This window comes from Chitinophaga solisilvae (assembly GCF_009928525.1).
Taxonomy (GTDB): Bacteria; Bacteroidota; Bacteroidia; order Chitinophagales; family Chitinophagaceae; genus Chitinophaga; species Chitinophaga solisilvae.
Genome location: NZ_JAABOK010000001.1, coordinates 161,270 through 181,899 on the forward strand (window position 1 = coordinate 161,270; position 20,630 = coordinate 181,899).

Annotated in this window: 16 protein-coding genes; 10 read left to right on the forward strand and 6 right to left on the reverse strand. The window is 49.5% G+C overall.

Annotated elements, in window-relative coordinates:
* Positions 1–45: 45 nt before the first annotated feature.
* The 5 genes from GWG06_RS00460 to eat are packed head-to-tail and all read right to left on the reverse strand — an operon-like array spanning position 46 to position 5,947.
* Positions 46–1,410, reverse strand: a complete 1,365-nt coding sequence (locus tag GWG06_RS00460) for an aldehyde dehydrogenase family protein (RefSeq protein WP_160710770.1) — start codon at positions 1,408–1,410, stop codon at positions 46–48.
* A gap of 3 nt (positions 1,411–1,413) precedes the next feature.
* On the reverse strand, positions 1,414–2,112 hold the full coding sequence (locus GWG06_RS00465) for a gamma-glutamyl-gamma-aminobutyrate hydrolase family protein (RefSeq protein ID WP_160710771.1): 699 nt from the start codon (positions 2,110–2,112) through the stop codon (positions 1,414–1,416).
* Between the two features lie 11 nt (positions 2,113–2,123).
* Positions 2,124–3,272, reverse strand: a complete 1,149-nt coding sequence (locus GWG06_RS00470) for an iron-containing alcohol dehydrogenase (protein WP_160710772.1) — start codon at positions 3,270–3,272, stop codon at positions 2,124–2,126.
* A 10-nt stretch (positions 3,273–3,282) separates the two neighbouring features.
* Complete coding sequence (locus GWG06_RS00475; RefSeq protein WP_160710773.1) at positions 3,283–4,635, reverse strand: glutamine synthetase family protein; 1,353 nt, start codon at positions 4,633–4,635, stop codon at positions 3,283–3,285.
* Positions 4,604–5,947 (reverse strand): ethanolamine permease, encoded by a 1,344-nt coding sequence (eat, locus tag GWG06_RS00480; protein WP_160710774.1) that lies wholly within the window; start codon positions 5,945–5,947, stop codon positions 4,604–4,606. Before eat ends, GWG06_RS00475 begins: the two co-directional genes overlap by 32 nt.
* Positions 5,948–6,229: 282 nt before the next feature.
* On the opposite strand from eat, the gene GWG06_RS00485 reads away from it, so the two are divergent.
* From GWG06_RS00485 to GWG06_RS00495, 3 genes are all read left to right on the forward strand, one after another.
* A complete protein-coding gene (locus tag GWG06_RS00485; RefSeq protein ID WP_127044633.1) occupies positions 6,230–7,021 on the forward strand; it encodes a helix-turn-helix domain-containing protein in 792 nt (263 codons plus the stop codon).
* 78 nt (positions 7,022–7,099) lie between these two features.
* Complete coding sequence (locus GWG06_RS00490; RefSeq protein WP_127044632.1) at positions 7,100–7,543, forward strand: TQO small subunit DoxD; 444 nt, start codon at positions 7,100–7,102, stop codon at positions 7,541–7,543.
* 4 nt (positions 7,544–7,547) lie between these two features.
* Positions 7,548–7,901, forward strand: a complete 354-nt coding sequence (locus tag GWG06_RS00495; RefSeq protein WP_160710775.1) for a cupin domain-containing protein — start codon at positions 7,548–7,550, stop codon at positions 7,899–7,901.
* Between the two features lie 226 nt (positions 7,902–8,127).
* Here GWG06_RS00495 and GWG06_RS00500 read toward each other — a convergent pair whose 3' ends face one another.
* Positions 8,128–9,036: a retropepsin-like aspartic protease gene (locus GWG06_RS00500; RefSeq protein WP_160710776.1), complete on the reverse strand. Its 909-nt coding sequence runs from the start codon at positions 9,034–9,036 to the stop codon at positions 8,128–8,130.
* A gap of 162 nt (positions 9,037–9,198) precedes the next feature.
* Between GWG06_RS00500 and GWG06_RS00505 the strand changes: the two genes are divergently transcribed.
* The 7 genes from GWG06_RS00505 (at position 9,199) to GWG06_RS00535 (ending at position 20,570) form a co-directional block, all read left to right on the forward strand.
* Positions 9,199–11,268: a carboxy terminal-processing peptidase gene (locus GWG06_RS00505; protein ID WP_160710777.1), complete on the forward strand. Its 2,070-nt coding sequence runs from the start codon at positions 9,199–9,201 to the stop codon at positions 11,266–11,268.
* Between the two features lie 71 nt (positions 11,269–11,339).
* Positions 11,340–11,882, forward strand: coding sequence for an RNA polymerase sigma-70 factor (locus GWG06_RS00510; protein WP_127043539.1), 543 nt, complete (start codon positions 11,340–11,342; stop codon positions 11,880–11,882).
* 55 nt (positions 11,883–11,937) lie between these two features.
* Complete coding sequence (locus GWG06_RS00515) at positions 11,938–13,071, forward strand: FecR family protein (RefSeq protein ID WP_160710778.1); 1,134 nt, start codon at positions 11,938–11,940, stop codon at positions 13,069–13,071.
* Between the two features lie 62 nt (positions 13,072–13,133).
* Positions 13,134–16,697 carry a SusC/RagA family TonB-linked outer membrane protein gene (locus GWG06_RS00520; RefSeq protein ID WP_160710779.1) on the forward strand — a complete coding sequence of 1,188 codons (3,564 nt, stop codon included), beginning with the start codon at positions 13,134–13,136 and terminating at the stop codon, positions 16,695–16,697.
* 20 nt (positions 16,698–16,717) lie between these two features.
* Positions 16,718–18,208 carry a RagB/SusD family nutrient uptake outer membrane protein gene (locus tag GWG06_RS00525; RefSeq protein ID WP_160710780.1) on the forward strand — a complete coding sequence of 497 codons (1,491 nt, stop codon included), beginning with the start codon at positions 16,718–16,720 and terminating at the stop codon, positions 18,206–18,208.
* Between the two features lie 22 nt (positions 18,209–18,230).
* A complete protein-coding gene (locus GWG06_RS00530; RefSeq protein ID WP_160710781.1) occupies positions 18,231–19,109 on the forward strand; it encodes a hypothetical protein in 879 nt (292 codons plus the stop codon).
* 66 nt (positions 19,110–19,175) lie between these two features.
* The gene (locus GWG06_RS00535; protein ID WP_160710782.1) at positions 19,176–20,570 is read left to right on the forward strand and encodes a TlpA family protein disulfide reductase; all 1,395 of its coding nucleotides are present in this window, start codon (positions 19,176–19,178) and stop codon (positions 20,568–20,570) included.
* Positions 20,571–20,630: the final 60 nt, after the last annotated feature.

The window sequence follows — 20,630 nt, forward strand, 5'->3', positions numbered from 1 at the left end:
CACCTGATGTACAGGGATATATTCATATATACGTTGGGGGTATCATCATCCCCGCAGATGCCAGGCTTTAGGGTGCGTAAACGCCCGGATGCCCTGGTGCGACAGCGTAGCGCCGATACCGGAATGTTTTCTGCCGCTCCACGGGAGGGGCGCACTCACCCGGTCGCAGCAATTCCAGTAACCGGTGCCTGTATTTACCTGCGACAGCAATGCGGAGGCTCTTTCCATATCTGTGGAATACACGGCGGCGGTAAGTCCGTACGGTGTATCCTGCATCAGCTGGAGTGCTTCTTCATCACTGCTTACTTTCATAATGCCGATGATGGGGCCAAAGCTCTCTTCCTGCATGAGGAGCATATCATGTGTCACATCGGTGAAAACAGTTGGTTCAAAGTAGTAGCCTTCACCGGGAATAGCTTTGCCGCCGGCCTGCAATACAGCCCCTTTGGCCAGCGCATCAGCCACCTGTTTTTCCAGGGTGGTCACCTGCGCCTTCCTGGTTAGCGGCCCGATGTAAATGCCGGGAGTAGCAGGATCGCCGGTTTTCCAGGAAGTTACTTCCTGCACGAATTCACGGACATAGTCATCATAGATTTTTTCATGCACGTAGATGCGTTCCACAGCGCAGCAGCTCTGGCCGTTGTTATAAAAGGCGCCGTCTGCCGTGCCGGCGGCTACTGCCTTAATATCGCTGATGTCGTCCATGATATATACCGGGTCCTTGCCACCCAACTCCAGCTGGCAGGGCACCATTTTAGGAGCTACACGCTGATAGATGTGCAGTCCTGTCTGATATGATCCGGTGAAGAAGTACCCATCGAAATGCATATCCAGCAGCAGTTCTCCGGTTTCTTTGCCACCGGTGGCTATCTGGAAAACGGCATCCGGCACACCGGCTTTTTTCAGCAACCTTTCTATATGTAAACCGGTGAGGGTGGCATATTCGGATGGTTTATACATGACGGCGTTGCCGGCGATGAGCGCGGGAATAAAAACATTTACTCCCACCAGATAAGGATAATTCCATGCGGAAATATTACAGATGATGCCCAGCGGCTCATAGGAAATTTTTTCCCGTAGTCCGGGTGTATCCGTCATGTATTCATCGGCGAGGTAAGCGGCTGCATTATCTGCCAGCCACTGTATGCGTGTCCGTGCGCCATTGATTTCGTTGACAGATTGCTGCAGCGGTTTGCCGGCTTCTGCTGTCAGCGTGGCCGCCAGGTCATTCCGTTCTGCTTCCAGCAGAGCGTGGAAGCGGAGTATGACGGCGATACGCGTGGTAATATCTGTGGCGGCCCAGGCACGCCTGGAGTCTTTCAGCTGCTGATACTTAGCTGCCAGGCTTTCGCGGCTGTCTGCCGGTATGTTATCAATAACTGCGCCTGTAGCGGGATTGATGATCTGCATATGTTAAAGCTTTTGTGCTGCGCTGATAAAAGCGGCAGCAATATTTTTTACAAACGGGCTTTGCTGATTTTTCATGCGCTCCGGATGCCATTGCACCAGGGCCAGAAAGGCGGCGTTGCCGGGATGACTGCGCTCTATGGCTTCTGTTACGCCGTCGGGCGACAGCACGCTCACCATCAGTCCCTTCCCGATTCTATCGGCGCTCTGGTGATGATTACTGTTCACGATGCCGGAAGTGGTACGCAGGATACCATACATCCAGGAAGAAGGATCAACTATCGCTTCATGGCAACGGTCAGTGTTATCCGCTAGTTTGGCGTGGTTGAACTTCCCCCAGGAGGGAATGTCCGGCACAAGCGTGCCGCCAAAGTAAACATTGGCGATCTGTAATCCTCTGCAGATGCCGAGTACAGGAATCTGCTGCCGTTCTGTATATGCCAGTATCTCCAGCTCAAATTCATCTCTTGCTTCGCTGATATCATCCGGATAACAATAGGGAAGATATTCAGGCAGATGATAAAAGCGCGGATGTACATCTTCTCCTCCTGTCAGCACAATGCCGTGGCAGGACTTAATATTTTCCAGGCCATTGGCGTGGCTTAGTTTTTCAATCCGGATATCCGGCGCGGCCTGTTGTATCCAGTCGTGGTACATCTGATATTTGCTGCAGTCGGTTACGCCCAGTGTCAATTGTGGTGTCAACGGATATATTTTTAAAGCGCCTGTGAATATAGTTGTCTGAAATCTTCCCGGGTAACGGGTTTGGGGTTGTTGGGATGAGCAAAGTCTGCGATAGCCAGGTCGGCCAGCGTATCTATATGTTCTTCCCGCACGCCGATGTCCCGCAGCCGCTGGGGAATGCCTATTTTTTCGTTTAGCCCTGAGAGGTATCTTACAACGGCATCGCCGCTTTCTTCCTGCAGTTCCAGCGTTCTGGCCATGCGTCTGAATTTGTCTTCGAAGCCTGCTATATTGAATGCCATCCCATACGGCAGGTTCACGGCATTAGCCAGGCCGTGGTGGGTATCCAGCAGGGACGACAACGGATGCGCCAGCGAGTGTACAACGCCCAGCCCTTTCTGAAAGGCGATGGCGCCCATCATAGAGGCCATCAGCATTTTGCTGCGGGAAATTTCGTCTGGCTGCAGGGTAGCCTGTTCAATAGACTGGCTGATCAGCGCAATACCTTCCAGTGCAATCCCTTCGCAGATAGGATGCGGGTTTTTGGCCAGAAAGGCTTCCATGTTATGCGTCAGCGCATCCATGCCGGTGGCGGCTGTAATATGCGGGGGCAGGTCCATGGTCAGCAGGGGATCAGCAAATACGATTTTCGCCATCAGTTTGGGTGAGAACAGTATTTTCTTCTGATGGGTTTCATCATCCGCAATAATAGCGCTGCGGCCTACTTCACTGCCGGTGCCGGCGGTGGTAGGAATGGTGATGAAATGTGGTACATCATTGGTGACATATATATCACCACCAATCAGGTCATCATATTTGAAGAGATCTTCCCGGTGATTAATCCTCAGGAGCACAGCCCTTGCCACGTCAATAGCCGCACCGCCGCCGATGCCTATCACGCTGTCTCTCCCGGTATTATCCCACACATCCACGCCTCTGTATACATCCGACTTAACCGGGTTTTTATGGATGTCGGAAAATACTTCTGTGCTGATATACTGCTGGGACAAGGTTTTCAGCATTTCCTTGAAGAAAGGCAGGCTTGCTACGGTCGCATCTGTAACAATCAGCGGTCTGGACAGCTGATGTTGTTTAAGGTAGCCGGGGAGTTCCTGTATAACGTCTGTTCCAAAGCGGATGGTAGTCGGAAAATTGTATTGGTATATTTTGCCTGGCAGCATAGATAATGATTTATATGATTTCGAAATATCTTTTCAGTTCCCAGTCTGTCACCGCTTTGGCGTATTGTTTCCATTCCCATTCGCGGGTGAGTGCGAAGTGCGCAATAAAGTCCGCTCCCAGTATCTCCTGAGCAATGGCCGAATCTTTCATGCGCCTGGTGGCTTCATCCAGGTTGCGCGGGAGGGTACCGTAGGAATAGTCGCGGTAACCGTTGCCGGTAGTTGCCGGCTGTTCCAGCTTCAGCTGATGTCTGATGCCATACAATCCGGAGGCGAGGCATGCTGCGAGTGCAAGGTAAGGGTTGGTATCAGCCCCGATGACGCGGGTTTCCAGGCGGGTAGATTTTTTTCCCCCGGTAAGTGCGCGCAGCGCTACGGTTCTGTTATCTACCGACCAGGTGAGGGTGGTGGGCGCCCAGGCGCCTTCTACCAGTCGTTTGTAACTATTGATGGTAGGGGCATACAGCGGCAGTATATGCGGCAGGCAATATAACTGTCCGGCTATATATTGTTTCATCAGCTCACTCATATGCTGCGGGTCCTGCGCATCATAAAAAACATTTTCCTGTTCGTTCCATAGGCTCTGATGCACATGCCCGCCGCATCCGGGAAGGTTTTCATGCCACTTGGCCATAAAGGTAGCCATGACGCCGTGTTTATAGGCAATCTCCTTTACAGCGGTTTTGAACAGGGTGGCGCGGTCAGCAGCAGTGAGTATATCCGTATGTGCAATGGCAGCCTCGTATACCCCCGGACCGGTTTCTGTATGCAGTCCTTCCAGTGGTACATCAAAGTTTTTCAGCCATTCAAAAAGATGGCTGATATAATCATTCTTTAAGGTAGTGCGTAGAACAGAATAGCCGAACATGCCGGGTGTGAGCGGAACCGGATTGCAGTATCCTTTCGCCTGAAGGCTGTCAGGGGTTTCCGCAAAGTTGAACCATTCAAACTCCTGTGCAAAAACGGGATGATATCCCAGGGCTTCCGCCTGCGCTGTGACTTTGCGAAGGAGTTGCCGCGGACAAATGCTCAGTGGTCCGCCCTGCGGATCTATAAAGGAGCCCAGGAAGAAGGGAAGATCATTTTCCCAGGGTATTTTGCGGAAGGTGTCTGTATCCAGTTTCACGCCTGCATCAGGGTAGCCGGTATGCCAGCCGGTATAGGCTGCATTGTCATAGGCTGCATCATTCATATCCCAGCCAAACACCACATCACAGAAACCCATGGAGCTATCTGCAATGCTGAGAAATTTTTCTGCCGAGATATATTTCCCCCTCAGTACGCCATCTATATCGGCTACGGCCAGTTTCACCTTCCCCGAAGGGTGCTGTTTAATGTACGTCAGTATTTCCTGATTTGTCATACAATACTTTAGTGTTAAAGATCCTGAATGCGATATATGAAAAGAGCAGGATGCCCAGGTAGATAAGACTTAATTTTATGTTGAAGATAAACATCGCGAGTAGCGATATGACTGCGATGATCAGCACGGTGGCCGGAAATAGCGGATAGGCCGGTACGCGGAAGGGGCGATGCAGCCCTGGTTGCCGCCGCCGTAATACGATCAGGGAAATCATAGCGATGATGTAAAGGGTGAGTGCGCCCAACACGGAGATGGTGATGATCTCTGCGGTTCTGCCGGAGAAGAGGGCCAGCAGTCCGATGACCATATTTCCCAGCAGCGCGTTGACAGGCGTGCGGAACTTCGGGGAGATGCTGCCGAAGAAAGCGGGCATGTTACGGGTGCGCCCCATCTCGTAGGTGGCGCGGCCGGCAGCAAGGATCAGCCCGTGGAAAGAAGCTATCAGCCCGAATAATCCCACTGTAATCAGCAGATGATACATCAGCGTATTACTGCCGGTAATTTTTGCCAGCGCCAGCGGGAGCGGGGAGTCGGAAGTTTCGCCGCTGATCCCGTTTTTATATACGATAGCTTCCCATCCGGCTACACCGGTAGAGAAAACAAATACCAGGATACAGAGTACGACCAGGGTGAGAATGGCAGACCCAAACCCTCTGATGATGGCACGTTGCGGATTTTTAGTTTCTTCCGCTACATTGGCCAGTCCTTCTATGCCCAGGAAAAACCAGATGGCAAAGGGGATAGCTTCCAGTACGCCGGGCCATCCGTTGGGAAAGGCGTTTTGTGTTAAGTGTACCACCTGAAAATGCGGGGCGGTAATACCTGTGAACAACAGCAGTTCACCTACAGCCAGCACGGTAACAATAATTTCAAAGGACGCTGCCAGCGTAAGCCCCAGTATATTGATGGTAGTAAATATAAAGTAAACCGTCACCGCACTGACGAGTGCTGATGTCTGCGGAAAAAATGCATTCAGGTAAGCCCCGATAGCGAAGGCAATAGCCGGCGGCGCAAAAACAAATTCTACCGTTTGCGCAATCCCTGCTATAAAAGCAACATTTTTACCCAGCGCCCTGGCGGCATAATCAAAAACGCCACCAGCCTTCGGAATGGCACAGGCAAGCTCGGCATAGCTGAAAGAAAACGTGACATACATCACCATGATCACCGCGGTAGCAATGGCCATTCCCAGCGTACCTCCCTTTTCCAGCCCCAGGTTCCAGCCAAAGTACATACCCGAAATTACATAACCCACTCCCAATGCCCACAGCGCAAATGGCGTCAGCGCTTTTTTAAGACTGTTGTTACTCATAATATGGAAATGCCTGTTAATTTTAGGGTACGAGAATCGGGTAACTTTTCAGATTTCAGTCGAATAGTAATATAAGGAAAATTAATTAACCCAGGTATTAAATGGGGTTTAATTACGAATTACGAATTGCGAATTACGAATGCAGAAGCGAAGATTAAAGGTGATACTAAATACTTATCTCCTTTAATCTTCGTTTTAATCTTCGCTCTCATTCGTAATTCGCAATTCGTAATTTGTAATTAAATCCTTTCATACTTGTCTTTTTCCCGCTAAATTAGTATCATGATCGAATTAGGGACTTTCGCGGATAACGGGGAGCTGCATCTGCCGGCCAGGCATATGCATTATATCCTTATCTGGTGTACCAGGGGCAGCGTTACGGTGGTGGTGGATGAAAAGGTGCTGACGGTAAAGGAGCAGGAAGCGTTAACCATCACATCGGGACAGGTACATTACTTCAGGGACTTTGCCGGTGCGGAAGGTATGATCCTGCGATTCTCCCTGAGCTTCTTCTGTAAAGATGACAATGATATAGAACTGGTTTTCCAGAACGGACTGTTTTGTCATTTTGATATGAATGAAGTTATCCCCGTTCCACAGGCTGATCTTATCAATGCGCAGCTGCAAAGCATCCGGGAGGAGTTGCAGGAAAAACCTTATCAGTACCTGATTACGGTACACGCCCGTATAGAGCTTATCCTCATCGCCATCAACCGGGCCAAAATCGGCCGCGGCGATGAAATATGGAAGCCGGATGCCCTCTTCCTGAAATTCCTGGAGCAGGCCAGGGGAAATTTTGATAAGAACTATAATGTACGGGAACATGCCCGGTTGCTCGGTACTACCGAGGCAAAGCTCAATGAGCAGTCCCGTCTGCATACCGGTAAAACCGCACAGAATGTGCTGTACGGACTGATTATCTCGGAGGCTAAACGACTGCTTACCTATCAGCGTTATACCGTAAAGGAAGTCGCATATATGCTCGGATTCAACGATCCCTTTTATTTCTCCAACTTCTTCAAGAAATCTGTACAGCTGTCGCCCAAAGTATACCAGGAGCAACATCAGCTGTAAATATTACATGCTTTTCCAGGAATTGTCTATTCCCCGGCATAGGGCTTCCTGTTACCTTTGCTGAACAAGCAATTGAAAATGAAAAGCATATTTAACCTGCATCTTTCCGGATTTATTTTGAGAATAGCCATCGCGGTGCCCTACATCTGGTTTGTAGCCGACCGCGCCGGATTACTGGGTCCCCATGGCGGTCCGCACACCAGCTGGGGTGACTGGCCTCACTTTCAGCAATATGCCGCTACAGTATTGAGCTTTGTACCTGCCGCCTGGGTATATCCGTTGGCGTTACTGGCGAGCATCACAGAGGGAATATTGGGCATACTGTTACTGCTGGGGGCATTTACCCGCCTGGCTGCAGCTGGCAGCGCCCTGCTGAGTCTTTCCTTCGCCTTATCCATGGCGGTTTCCTTCGGTATTGAGTCGCCGCTGGCCTATTCCGTCTTTACCGTGGCCGCCGCCAGTATGGTGCTGGCAGGCCTTCCCGCCGGCAAATGGAGTATTGATCAACTTATAAATAAATAATCCCATGAATACAGACATCCTGCATTACACTACCCGCAGCAGCGAACTGCCCTGGAAACCACTGGAAGAAAAGGGCATAGATACCAAAGGCATCTTCGTTAAAGTACTGCGCTACGACCCAAACACCGGCCGCGCACCCGTTATCCTGCTGAAATTTGAACCGGGCGCTGCCTACCCCTACCACAACCACCCCGGCGGAGAAGAACTGTTTGTGCTGTCCGGCGAAGTAATCCTCGAAGGCCACACCTTCGCTGCCGGCGACTACCTGTATACCCCACCAGGATTTAAACACAGCGTAACTTCTGAAACCGGATGCGTAGTGCTGTTCTCCATCCCGGAAGAAGTAGAAATACTGTGAATTTCAAATTACGAATTACGAATTACGAATGAGGAGCGAAGACCAGTTCATTTTATTATTTTATTATTTGAGATTTATATAAAAGCGAAGACCAACTGCGGATACTTAAAGTATAATTGCGTTGGTCTTCGCTTTTATATAAATCTCAAATAATAAAATAATAAAATGAACTGGTCTTCGCTCCTCATTCGTAATTCGTAATTTGAAATTTGAAATTCCTGTATAATTATTTCACCAGGAAATCATAAAACGGCGTGTATACATAATTATTCGGGGTGAGGTACAAATGGTTTTTCCCGAGAACATACGTGATGTTAAAGCGCTTCAGGAAGGCGTTGCCGAATACGCCTTCAAAGTCGGGGGAGGCGTAGAGGCCTTCCGTGGTGGTGGCCAGGGAGCCGGGGATATTATAGAATTGGTAGCCGCCTATCCGGAGTTGCGGGAAGTTGACGACCAGCAGGTCGCTCCGGGTGCCGTTGGCGCCGATGGTGGCGGCTTTGGCAAAGCTGGGCAGCCGGTGGATGAACTGTTGCGCGAAAGGGGTATGCAGGTCACAGATACGGTCGGAGCCTGAATCCAGTTCATAATAACCGCTGTATCTGGCGTCGTCAATAAATATATCTGCCTGGATGATGGGAACGTTATGGCTGAATTTCACCGGTATCTTAGCGCCTTTACCCGGATATACATATGTATCGGGGTTGTAGAATGACATCTTCCGGTGACTGTAATCTATTTCAATGGCGTATTTTTTCATGATGTCCAGCCCCAGTACGCCGTCCAGCTCCTCCGTGAAAGGCAGCGATATGAGCATGACGCCGGGAACAGACAAAGGACCGATCGAGAGGGTATTGCCGGAACTGGTTTGGATGGTGCTGACACCATTAACGCTTTCATTCTCTGCTTTGCCGTCGAACACAAGTTTCAGCACATCGTTACCCACCTGCTCCTTGATGGCCGTGTTGCTGTTACCGGTGTCGAACATGAAACGCAGGCTGTCTGTTTTATTCACCTTACAAATGATATAGATTCTGTCTCCTTTTAATTCAAACGGTACAACTGCAAGCGGGGTGGCAGCTGCCAGGAGATGTGCCGGTAAAACCAGCAGTAATACGTACAAAAAAAACTGTTTCATGGTTTCGTGTTTACCTTAAAGAAAGAATACCTGACAATCATTGCAGAGAAGTAATTGAAATTACCTGTTTTTCACGATAATATTCTCTTCTCCTTCACCCTTTTTACCGGTTTGGTTGCCTTATCTGTTGCACACCTATTGTGAAATGTAATTATTTACGACATGACTATAGCCAAACACTGGCTCCTGCTGCCTTTGCTGACCGTCAGCCTGGCATCGCAGGCCGGCAGTAACACCGACGATCAGGTGATCGTGAACAGAAAGAGTACCATACGTCTGGTAATGAACCGTATTACAAAGGAGCACTATGCGCCTAAACCGGTAGATGATAATTTCTCCAGGGCTGTCTGGCAGAAATACCTGCTGGCGCTGGATGGCAACAAAAAGGTTTTTCTGGAGGCGGATATACAACGCCTGCGTCATTATGAAACACTGATCGATGACCAGCTGAACAACCCGTCGCTGGAATATTTTGATGCTATCTATGACTTGTCCATGCAGCGGCTGAATGAAGTGATGCATACCTACAGGGCACTGCTGGCCCGGCCCATGGATTTCAGGAAAACGGAAACTGTTCAGCCGGAACGCACAGCAGCGGACTTCCCCGCAGATGAAGCCGCCCGGACAGAAGTCTGGCGTAAAGCGCTGAAGTATGCCGTGCTGAAGAAAATGCTGGAAATACAGAAGGCTAACCCGAAGAAAAGTGATGCCACCGCTGAACAGGAAGCGCGGCAATCCGTGCTGCAGTCCACCGACGGCCAGTTCAAAACCCTGATGAGCAGCACTGCGAAAGACGACCGCTTCAACGCCTATATGAATACCGTTGCGATGGAGATGGATCCGCATACCATGTACTATGGCCCTGCCGATGCCAATGCCCGCGACGCCATGATGGCGCACCGCTACTATGGCCTCGGTCTGGAGCTGACCTCCCGCGAAGGAGATATTGTGATCAAACGCATACTGCCCGGCGGTACTGCGGCTGCCAGCGGCCTGTTACAGGCAGATGACCACATCCTGCAGCTCAGCGATGCCCAGGGGCAGATGATAGACATAGGAGGGATGAACATCGTAGAGATCTCCAAAATGATAAGAGGAGAGAAGGGCACCTCCATTAAACTGCTGGTGCGTACAACTACCGGCTCAGAGAAAGAAGTGACCGTACCCCGCGGCGAAATACGTGAGGAAGAAAATGCTGCCAGGAGCGCCGTTATAGAAAAAGGGAATAAAAAGATAGGTTACCTCTTCCTGCAGGAATTTTACCGCGACTTCAAAAAGCCGGATGGCGCGCAGTGTGCGGTTGACATGGCCCGCGAAGTAGAGAAGCTGAATGCGGAGAAGGTTGACGGTATTGTGGTAGACCTGCGCGGCAACCCCGGCGGTTCACTGGATGAAGTGGTACGTATTGCCGGCATCTTTATTAAAACAGGGCCTGTTGTATTGGGTAAAGGCAAGGATAAAACAGATACTTACCCGATTAACAACGGCGACCAGACTATGTACGATGGCCCGCTTGCCGTGATGATAGATGAAAGCAGCGCTTCTGCCTCTGAAATATTTGCCGCCGCCGTACAGGATTACAGAAGGGGTATTATTGTAGGTAGTCCTTCTTCCTTCGGTAAAGGTACCATGCAGGCCACCCTCCCCATGGGTAAGCTGGGCGATCCTGCCAAAGGTATTCCCAATATCAGCTACGGCAGCCTGACGCTCACCATCAGCAAGTTTTACCGGATCAACGGTACCACCACCCAGCTGAATGGCGTTACACCGGATGTGATTTTACCCAACCGGAAATCTACAATGAAAATCCGGGAAAAGGATTTTAATAACGCCCTCCGGGCAGATACCATCAACAGCGCTTACTATATAACATCGCCGCTGGCCGCCAGGTTGCCACAGATCATACAAAGCGCCGGCACACGGATAAACGCCGACAGCGCATTCCGGCTCATCAGCAAGGAAATCGGGTGGCTGAAAGAAAATGAAGCGCCGGTATTCAGTCTGCAGAAAGAAAAATTCAGGCAGCAACAGGCAGCTATACAGGCGCATGAAGTAAACCTGGATAAAGCGCTGCATCTGCCGGCAGCAAGAACACTACAGATGCGCGCCACCGGTGGAAATGCAATGGAAGCTGCCAAAGCTGCCCGTTTCCAGGAGTGGATCAGCACCCGCCGCACAGATATTTACCTCGATGCTACCACAGATATTGTGCTCGACATGATCGGTAAATAACCGGAACACTTAGATAATTCCGGATTTTGCGCTACTTTGTGTTGATAAACAAGAGAGGGTGTCAACAGGCTATGTATCAACCAAATATGATGGAACCGGCCACTTTTGAGGCTTTGTTCAGGCTCCACTATCCCTTCTTATGCACTACAGCCTTTCAGGTGGTAGCGGATGAAGATGTGGCGAAGGATATTGTACAGGATTTTTTTCTGTGGTGCTGGGATAAGCGGGCGACTATGCGCGTCATGCAGGATTTCAAAAGTTATGCTGTCCGCGCAGTCAGAAATGCCTGTTTGAATTATCTGAAGAAAAACGGAAAAACAGTTGCCGGCGATCCGGCCTCCCTGGCTGCAGACGCTGCGCAACCGGAAGATGATCACGAACTGGAAGAAATAAGGAATGCCGCCCTGTGGGCGGCTATTTCCCGTTTACCCGACCAGCGGCAGCGTATCTTTCTGCTCAGCAACCGCGACGGACTCCGTTACCAGGATGTGGCCACGCAACTCAACATTTCCGTTAATACTGTTAAAACACAGATCAAACTGGCATATCAATACCTGCGTAAAGAATGTGAATGGATGATTATCTATATAGCGTTTTTATTTTTTTTAAAATAAATGATAACAGCGCTTCACCCTTTTTTCAGGTCAGGTTGCCTTTAATACAGACATCATGAACACATCAGATAAAAATATAGACTGGGACAAGATCTTATCCGTACTGGAAGAAGGCGCGGAGGCGCCGCTCAATGAAGAAGAAGCGGCGGTACTGCGTAACTTCGCGGAGATGAAGGAGAGGGTTCAGTCAGCAGGAAGATTCCCGGCAGAAGATGGCTGGCAGCGCTTTACCGCTGCCCGTGATGCCAGAACTCCTAAAGTGCGCTATATAAAACGTATAGCCGTTGCTGCTGGTATTGCCGCCCTGATAACCGGTGCGGGCATCTGGTTCAGCCGGCAGCAGGTACATACGGTTACACCTGCGGCGTCACAGGCCCTGGCAGTATTGCCACCGGCCGCCGGCATACAGCTGCGCCTGGCCAACGGTTCGGTGATGGCGCTTGACAGCACATCTCCCGTAACACAAAACAATAATGGTACACAGGTAAAAATGAATAATGACGGCCTGGTGTATGAAGCCGGCAATAATACAAAGGCGGTAACACAACCGGATACGCTGGTGGTGCCGTTGGGAAACAGTATTCGTGTATCCCTGCCCGATGGTACCGGCATGTGGGTCAACGCAGACTCCAGGGTAATATTTCCTGCTGCTTTCAACGGCCCTTCCCGGGAAGTGTGGGTGGAGGGCGAAGCCTACCTTGAAGTGGCAGCCCGGCCGCAGCAACCGTTCATTGTGCATGCCGCCGGTATGGACGTAAAAGTACTGGGTACCGCCTTTAATATCAATACCCGTCATATAACGGTACAGGCTACACTGAGCAGCGGTAAAGTCAGCGCAGTGGCCGGCGCCGGCAATATGCTGCTGTCACCCGGCGAACAGGCGGAGTGGAATAGGTCTACCGGCTCCCTGCAACGCCGCAAGGTAGAAGTACGGCGGTACACGGCGTGGAAAGATAATGAGCTGTATTTCGAAGAAGCGCCGTTGTCAGAGATCCTGACCAGCCTGGGCCGCAGCTACGATTATACCTTTACCTACGGGGACAATACCCTGCAGCAGCTGGATTTTACGCTGGATATGAGCCGGCCGGAGAACCTGCAGCAGGTGCTGGATCAGATCAGCAGAACTAACCGGGAATTACATTTTAAAATATATGGAAGAGTCATCGTTGTAAGTCGCCAACCAAAATAGAACAATGAATGTAAAAACACTGCGGGTGCTGCAGGCTGTTAAATTTTAAATACCAGACCAAAATGAAAAAAATGTCAGGCTTCCCTTTATGGAGGGGAAAGCGGCGCTGTGTCATGTCCTGTATGCTGCTATCCCTTTTCCTGTGTTTTACTGTAGCTGCGTATGCTCAGCAGGATGACCTGGTGCTGGCGCAGAAAATCACCTATCGTGCCGCCAACGAGTCGCTTGCGAAGATATTGAAAGATATCAGGGCGCTCTCCGGCGTAAGGTTTACGTACAACAACGATTTAATCCGTAAACATGGGGGTATCACGATAGATGTGAAAAGCGCCACTTTGAGATCGGTACTGTCTAAAGTACTCGAAAACACAGGTATCGCATTTACCGAAGTCAACGGCGGGGTACTTATCTACCCGGAAGAGAACAAAGGTAAATCAGCAGACAAGCTGCACGTGCTGGCCACCGGTCAGGTGAAAGCCGCCAACGGAGAGCCTTTGCCGGGAGTGACCATACAGGCGGTCAACAGCAGGGCAGGTACTGTTACTGGCCCTGACGGCATTTTCTCCCTGCTGGCAGAAGAAAGCGAGCAATTGCGGATTTCCCTGATAGGTATGGAAACGATCTACCGTAAAGCCGGAGACGCGCGCTCCTTTATAGAAGTGGTAATGGATACCGCCTCCAGAGGGATACGCGAAGTGGTCATTAACGGCTACCAGAAAATTGATTCCCGCATGTCTACCGCTGCTGTGTTCAAACTGAATGCAGCTGAAATCATGCAGCCGGGGCAGCCTTCCATCGATCAGATGCTGCAGGGTAAAGTACCCGGGCTGCTGGTGATGAATAACTCAGGCAGCGTAAATGCACGTCCTACTATCCGTATGCGCGGCACGTCCACTTTTGTGGGCAATGCCGCGCCGCTGTGGGTGATCGATGGTGTGGTACGCCCCGACCCTGTAGACATTTCCGCCACACAGCTGAACAATGTGATATCTGATGCGCAGACCGGCAACTTCTCTATGATAGGAGGAGCGGTGAGCGGACTGAATCCCTATGATGTAGAAAGTATCACTTTCCTGAAAGATGCTGCCGCTACGGCCATCTATGGCGTACGTGCCGCCAACGGCGTTATAGTGGTCACCACCAAAAGAGGAAAGGAGGGGCCGGCTCAGTTCTCCTATACCAACAGTATTACCATACGGCAGCGCCCTTCCTATCATAATCTGCATCTCATGAATTCGAAGGACAGGGTAAGGTTTTCCAGGGAGCTGCTGGCAGACAGTGTTATTTACGGCAATATCGGTGGCAGTTTACGGGAAAGCATTTCATATGAAGGCATACTGGAGGACCTGTACGCCGGCATCATTACTGAAGCGGAATTTAAAAGACGCGTACAAAAACTGGAAACCAACAATACCGACTGGTTTAAAGTATTGTTCCGCAATGCGCTCAGTATGACGCACTCACTCAGTATGAGTGGCGGCGGCGGAAAAACTACCTACTATGCGTCGCTGAATTACAGTGATAACCGTGGCGCTGCCAGGCTCGACGGATCCAAAATGTACGGCGCATCGGTAAGCATTAATACACAGGCATCAAAACGTCTGAATATTGATCTCAGGATCCATGGCAATTATAACCGGCAGGCAGGATATTACGAAGGTACAAACCCTGCACAATATGCATTGCAAACAACCCGCGCGATCACTCCCGAAGATTTTTACCCGCTGGGAGTATACATCGGCAGCGAGAAGCCGGTACCTCCTCCGATAACCTTCAATATGCTCAATGAATTAGCCAGCACAGAAAATAACAGCAGTACACGTTCGCTGGAAGCGACGCTGACACTGGAATACAAACTCGCAAGGGGACTGCTGTTCAGAAGCACGTCCAACGCTACTTCCGACGCCTCCGAAATGATGAGCGCAGCCTACGACCGGAGTTTTTATATCTCAGACCGGAGAGGATGGGGAATCGATTACACTCCTTCAGATAAACAGAAAACAGAATCCCAGATACCATTCGGCGGAATAGCTACTACCGCTAACAGAAATACCCTTGTTGTCACTACACGCAACATGCTGGATTATACCACCGGATTCTTTAAAGACCGTGACCTGCTCAATGTTTCAGCAGGCAATGAAATTACCTCCGCTACCGTAAAGGGAGTAGACATCAGGGAAACAGGCTATTTCCCGGACAGGGGAATGACGTTTTCTCCAACGGAAAAGGGAAGAAAAATTTTTGGATATCATACCATTACCAATGCAGTAGATAATACCATGTCGTTTTTTGGTACAGCCACCTATAGCATGAACAGAAGGTATGTGCTGAGTGCAACAGTCCGTTCCGATGGTTCCAATAGTTTCGGACAATATTCCAATGCCAGATTCCTGCCCAACTACGGACTGGCTGCCAGGTGGAATGCCGGCAGCGAAGCATGGCTGACAAACAGCCGGATTATCAGCGGCCTGAATTTCAGGGTCACCTATGGTACACAGGGAAATACCGTAAAAGCCGTAGGGCCTTCTCTTATTGCATCCTATCCTGATGGAGCCGCCCCTCCTGATCTCATCACTGGTGTGCCGCAGCTGAAAATCAAAAGCCTGCCTTACCCGGAACTACGCTGGGAGAAAACCTATCAGTGGAATTTCGGTGTGGACTTGTCCCTCTTTAACGGCCGGGCTGCCTTAACTGCAGACTATTACATGAAGAAAGGAAAGGACCTGCTGGTACAGAAAGAAATTGCACTCGAATATGGCGTTAATGAAATGTATAAGAACGGCGGAGAAATGACCAACAGAGGGCTGGAACTGACGCTGAATCTGGAAATATTGCGGAAGAAAAATATGGGAGCATCTGTCCGTTTTATTAACAGCCGTAACCTGAACCGTGTTGTTTCCAGTGATCTTGCAAACGATATCAGTGCATATCTCAATGGAAGGGCTTTCAAAATAGGTAAACCGGTAAGCGGATTTTATTCTTTCCCGTTTACTGGCCTTAATCCTGTAAACGGAGTACCACTGTTCCGGGAACGCCCGAAAACCGGTATAACCGATACGCTTAGCCTGCTCAGTTATTCCGGACAGTTACAACCTAAGTTCAACGGCAGCTTTTCCACCACCTTCCGTTATAAAAACTTTACGCTGAATGCTGATTTCTATTATGCACTGGGACATCAAAAACGCCTGGACCCGCTGTTCAACAGCAGAACCGGTTACACCGGCGTACCTACATCGTTCTATAATGTGTCAGATGAATTCAATTATCGCTGGCGCAAACCCGGAGATGAACTGATAACAGACATTCCGGCTGTTTATTCCGGTTTACCGCAAGAAGCCATCGAAGGGCTGAAGATTACCTCTTATGTGGCCTATAACCAATCCGATATACGCGTGGTGAACAACAATTTTCTCAGGTGCCGTTCCCTGCAGCTGAATTACCTGGTACCTGCCTATATCTTCAAAGGATCTGGAATAAGGGGCTTGTCAGCCGGACTGAATGTATCCAATGTATTCACTATCGCCAACAGCCGGCTGAGAGGACAGGACCCCGAAATTGACGGAGTAGGCACCTCTGCCTTACCCATCACCCGGAGTTACACCTTCACCATGAATGTCAATTTCTAACAGCCCTTAAAGCAGCAAGTATGAAGAAGACTGTAATTATTGCATTATTAGCGCTGGTGCTGACTTCCTGCAAGAAGTTTCTTGCAGAACGTTCGCAGACAGCTGTAGTGCCAACAACAACGAAAGAATTCGGAGAGATCTTATATTCCAATGGCTACGCCGGTACCTCTATGATTTTACAGCCTTACCTGGTGCTGATGGATGATGACATACAATGCTTTAACGGCGAAGCGCTCAAAGAAAACCAGAAAACGATTCTCAGCAACGGTGGAATGTTCCAGTGGCAGCCGGATTTTATTGATCTGGCCATCAATGCCGGAAACCCTGAAATAAATACACTGAATTCATGGGGTACCTATTATAAGCTTATCATGGGAACCAATGTAGCTTTACATTATCTGGATAATTCCATCGGCACTGACAATGATAAGAAGAAATATAAAGGTGAAGCCTATACGTTACGCGCATTGTATCACTTTCAGCTGGTAAATCTTTACGCGAGACCTTATAACGATTCTTCCACCACGCCTGACAAAAGCCCGGGTATCCCGCTGATGCTGTCTCCTGATTTGTCAGAATCCCTGCCGGTACGGGCAACAGTGAAAGAAGTCTATGATCAGATACAGAAAGATCTTGAAGCAGGTATCACCTTGCTGGAGCAGTTCAAAGGCGTACAGCCCCTGTATCGTATGTCGCATGTGGCAGCTCACATGCTGGCCAGCAGGGTTTATCTGTATATGGAGGAATGGGAGAAAGCCAGGATCCATGCAGACTATGTGCTTAAATATGCACCGCCGCTGGCCAACCTGAAAGAATGGGGGGATCCGTTCACGACCTCGATGCAGCTGACAGGGCTGAAAGGAGTGGAAACAATCTGGTGTTACGGCTCTCAGCAGAGCTTTACCTCCCTGGGTACCGGTCAGGGATATGACTTGTCTCCAGAGCTGATAAAAAGCTTTGAGCCGGGAGATCTGCGCAACGGTACCTACTTCTATCAGATACCTGACTTTATGAAACCCTACGTTACGTCTGACTACAGCAGCCTGAAATATCCGGCTGAGCTGAGCGGCATAGATCTGAGCTTCACCATGCGTACTGCAGAGGCCTATCTGAACCGTGCAGAAGCCTGTATCCAGCTGTACAGAACAAAAGGAGATGCAGGCGCCGCACAGCTCGCGCTCAATGACCTGAATAAGCTACGGATTACCCGTATTGACAACGGCCATTTCGCCGAATGGACGCTGATGCCGGGAGATGCACTGCTGGCAAAATACCGGGAAGAACGCAGAAGAGAGCTTTTTCATGAGGCCGGTCATCGTTGGTTCGACCTCCGTCGCTATGGCATGCCGGCCATCCGGCATATTTACATGCCTGACCTGTATACGCAGCAGATCTACGAACTGAAGAAAGGTGATCCGCAATACACGCTGCCAATACCCAGGGAAGCGTTAATAAGGAATCCGAAACTGCAGCAAAATCAGCAGCTGGGAGGCCTGCGGTTGCCCAAATAAATAATCCTGTAAAATATGTTTTATGTGTTGTAATATATCACGCTTACTGTGGGCTGCCTGTATGGCTCTTCTATGCCTGATCTTCGCGGCCTGTAATAAGGAAGCGGTCATCAGTCCGGACGAAGTACCTGACTTTTATTCACTGCCACAGGGCAATCAGCCTTATGATGACTCTATCGTCAGCTTTCATAAAAAATACAGCAGCTATATACTGTATCGTTTTACACAGCGGGATTTTAGTTATGACTTCCGTGGAAGTATCAGTGGAACAGCAGCAGTTGCCAATCCTGCGTATATAAAAAGTACGCTGGAATATTTCAGAAAGGAATGTATGGAGTATTATCCGGATGAATTCCTGATAAAGACAATGCCATTTAAAATATTGCTCTGCGCCTATATAGATACTATCGGGATAGATCGCCAGACCAAATTGCCGGCGCCTCCAAAACGCGCCCAGACAGGTTTCTGTGCTACCAATAGTATGCTGGCCATCGGGTGGGCAGACAGCACTTTGTTGCTGCAATCACCTGCCGCCCGCAAAAGAATGCGCGGATGGATGCATCGCTCCTATATGCAACAGGCGGTTGCCAGCGGTGCTATGATCATCCCCACCGAATTTGTGAACCTGACGCCGCTTAACTATGAGGCAATAAAGGGAAGTGAAAAATTATATGGTATCCTGGAAGATCACTACAGTTTTGAAGTCCGGGAAAATGCCCTGTGGGATTTCTGTTCATACGTCTGTGCTATTACCAGCCGTACGAAGGAAGAGATGAATGCTGCATTCCTCAACCCGGCCTATGATACCCGCGGATGGGCACGGAAAAAATATGACATTGTCATCAGTTTCTTCCAGGATAAATATAATGTTGATCTGCAGGCTATCGGCAATCATCCGTAATTATCTCTTTTTACATTCACCCTTTTTTTCCCTCAGGTTGCCTTTAGTTAAATGAATTCGTCTGCTATGAAAAAAATATCATTACTGGCGCTGACCCTCTCTGCAGGTATCGGCGTAAATGCCGGCCCGGGGCCGGTTACCGGCATCGAGGTGAAAGTAACACCCGGCGGCAACGGAGTTGCCTTTTTTAACCGCCAGGATACCAGGCCCGGCGACTTCCGGAATGAAGTAATTCTCCTGAATACATCAAAACCGCTGACAACCATTACCCGCACGTTACCGGCTACACGTCAGATTTGTTACTTTAACAATGTTGCCACACTGGTAAATTCCGGAGATCAGGTAAAGATGTCACTCTCCCTGAAATCTCCCGGTATTTACAACGTTATCTGGAACGGCCCTTCTGCAGGCAGAAACAAGTTACCGTATCTGATAGACAGTATCTATCATCAGTCCGGAAATCCGGAGAGTATTGATGCCGCTGATGAATTTATCAGTCACAGCCAGCAGCAGGTGCAGCAGATAATTGCAAAGGCGAAAATAACAGATGCAGAAAACCTGGCGATACTGAAAGCATTTGAACAGACCAGGCAATTGCTGGTGAAGCATGCGCTGCTGACAAAATATCCTTCCCTGCTGCCTCCAAAGGAATATGGCAGCTGGTGCAACCGCAGCATAGATATTATGTCGGCAGGATTTTCCGGCCTGGGGGATAATAATGTAATCAGACAGGCCGCTATGTTATGGTGGACCGGCCGGAAGCTGGAAGACAGCACCCTCACCACCATGAGTAAGCTGTATGAAATCCTCCATGGCTCACAGAGTACTTATATGAAAGAAGTCATCGGAGAGGAAGCTTTTGTCATGGAAGCAAGAGGCAGTTATTTTTCAGGAGATCTCCGGCACATGTACCCGTTGCTGCAGGCAAGGCTTACTCCCGGTACTCCCTGCATGAAGAAGATAGATTCTCTCTACAATGCCTACAGTCAGCTGGCTCCCGGAAAACCAGCCTATGATTTTGCACTGTTGAACAGCGAGGGAAAAATAGTACGGCTGTCTGATTTCAGAGGCAAGGTGGTGATTATAGATTTCTGGGCTACCTGGTGTTCGGGATGCATTGCTGCATTACCTGTTTACCATAAGGCACGTGACATGTATAAAGATAAAAATGATATTGTTTTCCTGACTGTCGCCTGGGAAGGAGAAGGATCAGAGCCATTCTGGAAAGAAACTTCTGTTAAGCATGGTATCGATGGCGTCAATAATCTGTTTGTGCCATCTGATAGTAAAAATCCCCTGATCGTACCGATACGCGACCGGTATTGTCTGACTTCCGTTCCCCGCTGGGTGGCCATCGGTACAGACGGGAATTTTCTGAACGGTTGGCTGGGATACCCAACGGACGCAGACTTCCTGCAGCATGTTGACAACTGCTATAAAATGAACAGTATGAAGAACTGATGCTTCTTCCGCCATATTTCATCCGTTTGCCGGTTATAATTCCACGTTGTAAAAAATGTT

Coding starts and splice junctions, on each gene's coding strand:
- GWG06_RS00530 (WP_160710781.1), top strand. CDS start 18,231: ATGTGTTGTAATATATCACGCTTACTGTGGGCTGCCTGTATGGCTCTT.
- GWG06_RS00535 (WP_160710782.1), top strand. CDS start 19,176: ATGAAAAAAATATCATTACTGGCGCTGACCCTCTCTGCAGGTATCGGC.
- GWG06_RS00500 (WP_160710776.1), bottom strand. CDS start 9,036: ATGAAACAGTTTTTTTTGTACGTATTACTGCTGGTTTTACCGGCACAT.
- GWG06_RS00510 (WP_127043539.1), top strand. CDS start 11,340: ATGTATCAACCAAATATGATGGAACCGGCCACTTTTGAGGCTTTGTTC.
- GWG06_RS00515 (WP_160710778.1), top strand. CDS start 11,938: ATGAACACATCAGATAAAAATATAGACTGGGACAAGATCTTATCCGTA.
- GWG06_RS00470 (WP_160710772.1), bottom strand. CDS start 3,272: ATGCTGCCAGGCAAAATATACCAATACAATTTTCCGACTACCATCCGC.
- GWG06_RS00460 (WP_160710770.1), bottom strand. CDS start 1,410: ATGCAGATCATCAATCCCGCTACAGGCGCAGTTATTGATAACATACCG.
- GWG06_RS00520 (WP_160710779.1), top strand. CDS start 13,134: ATGAAAAAAATGTCAGGCTTCCCTTTATGGAGGGGAAAGCGGCGCTGT.
- GWG06_RS00490 (WP_127044632.1), top strand. CDS start 7,100: ATGAAAAGCATATTTAACCTGCATCTTTCCGGATTTATTTTGAGAATA.
- GWG06_RS00485 (WP_127044633.1), top strand. CDS start 6,230: ATGATCGAATTAGGGACTTTCGCGGATAACGGGGAGCTGCATCTGCCG.
- GWG06_RS00525 (WP_160710780.1), top strand. CDS start 16,718: ATGAAGAAGACTGTAATTATTGCATTATTAGCGCTGGTGCTGACTTCC.
- GWG06_RS00495 (WP_160710775.1), top strand. CDS start 7,548: ATGAATACAGACATCCTGCATTACACTACCCGCAGCAGCGAACTGCCC.
- eat (WP_160710774.1), bottom strand. CDS start 5,947: ATGAGTAACAACAGTCTTAAAAAAGCGCTGACGCCATTTGCGCTGTGG.
- GWG06_RS00475 (WP_160710773.1), bottom strand. CDS start 4,635: ATGACAAATCAGGAAATACTGACGTACATTAAACAGCACCCTTCGGGG.
- GWG06_RS00505 (WP_160710777.1), top strand. CDS start 9,199: ATGACTATAGCCAAACACTGGCTCCTGCTGCCTTTGCTGACCGTCAGC.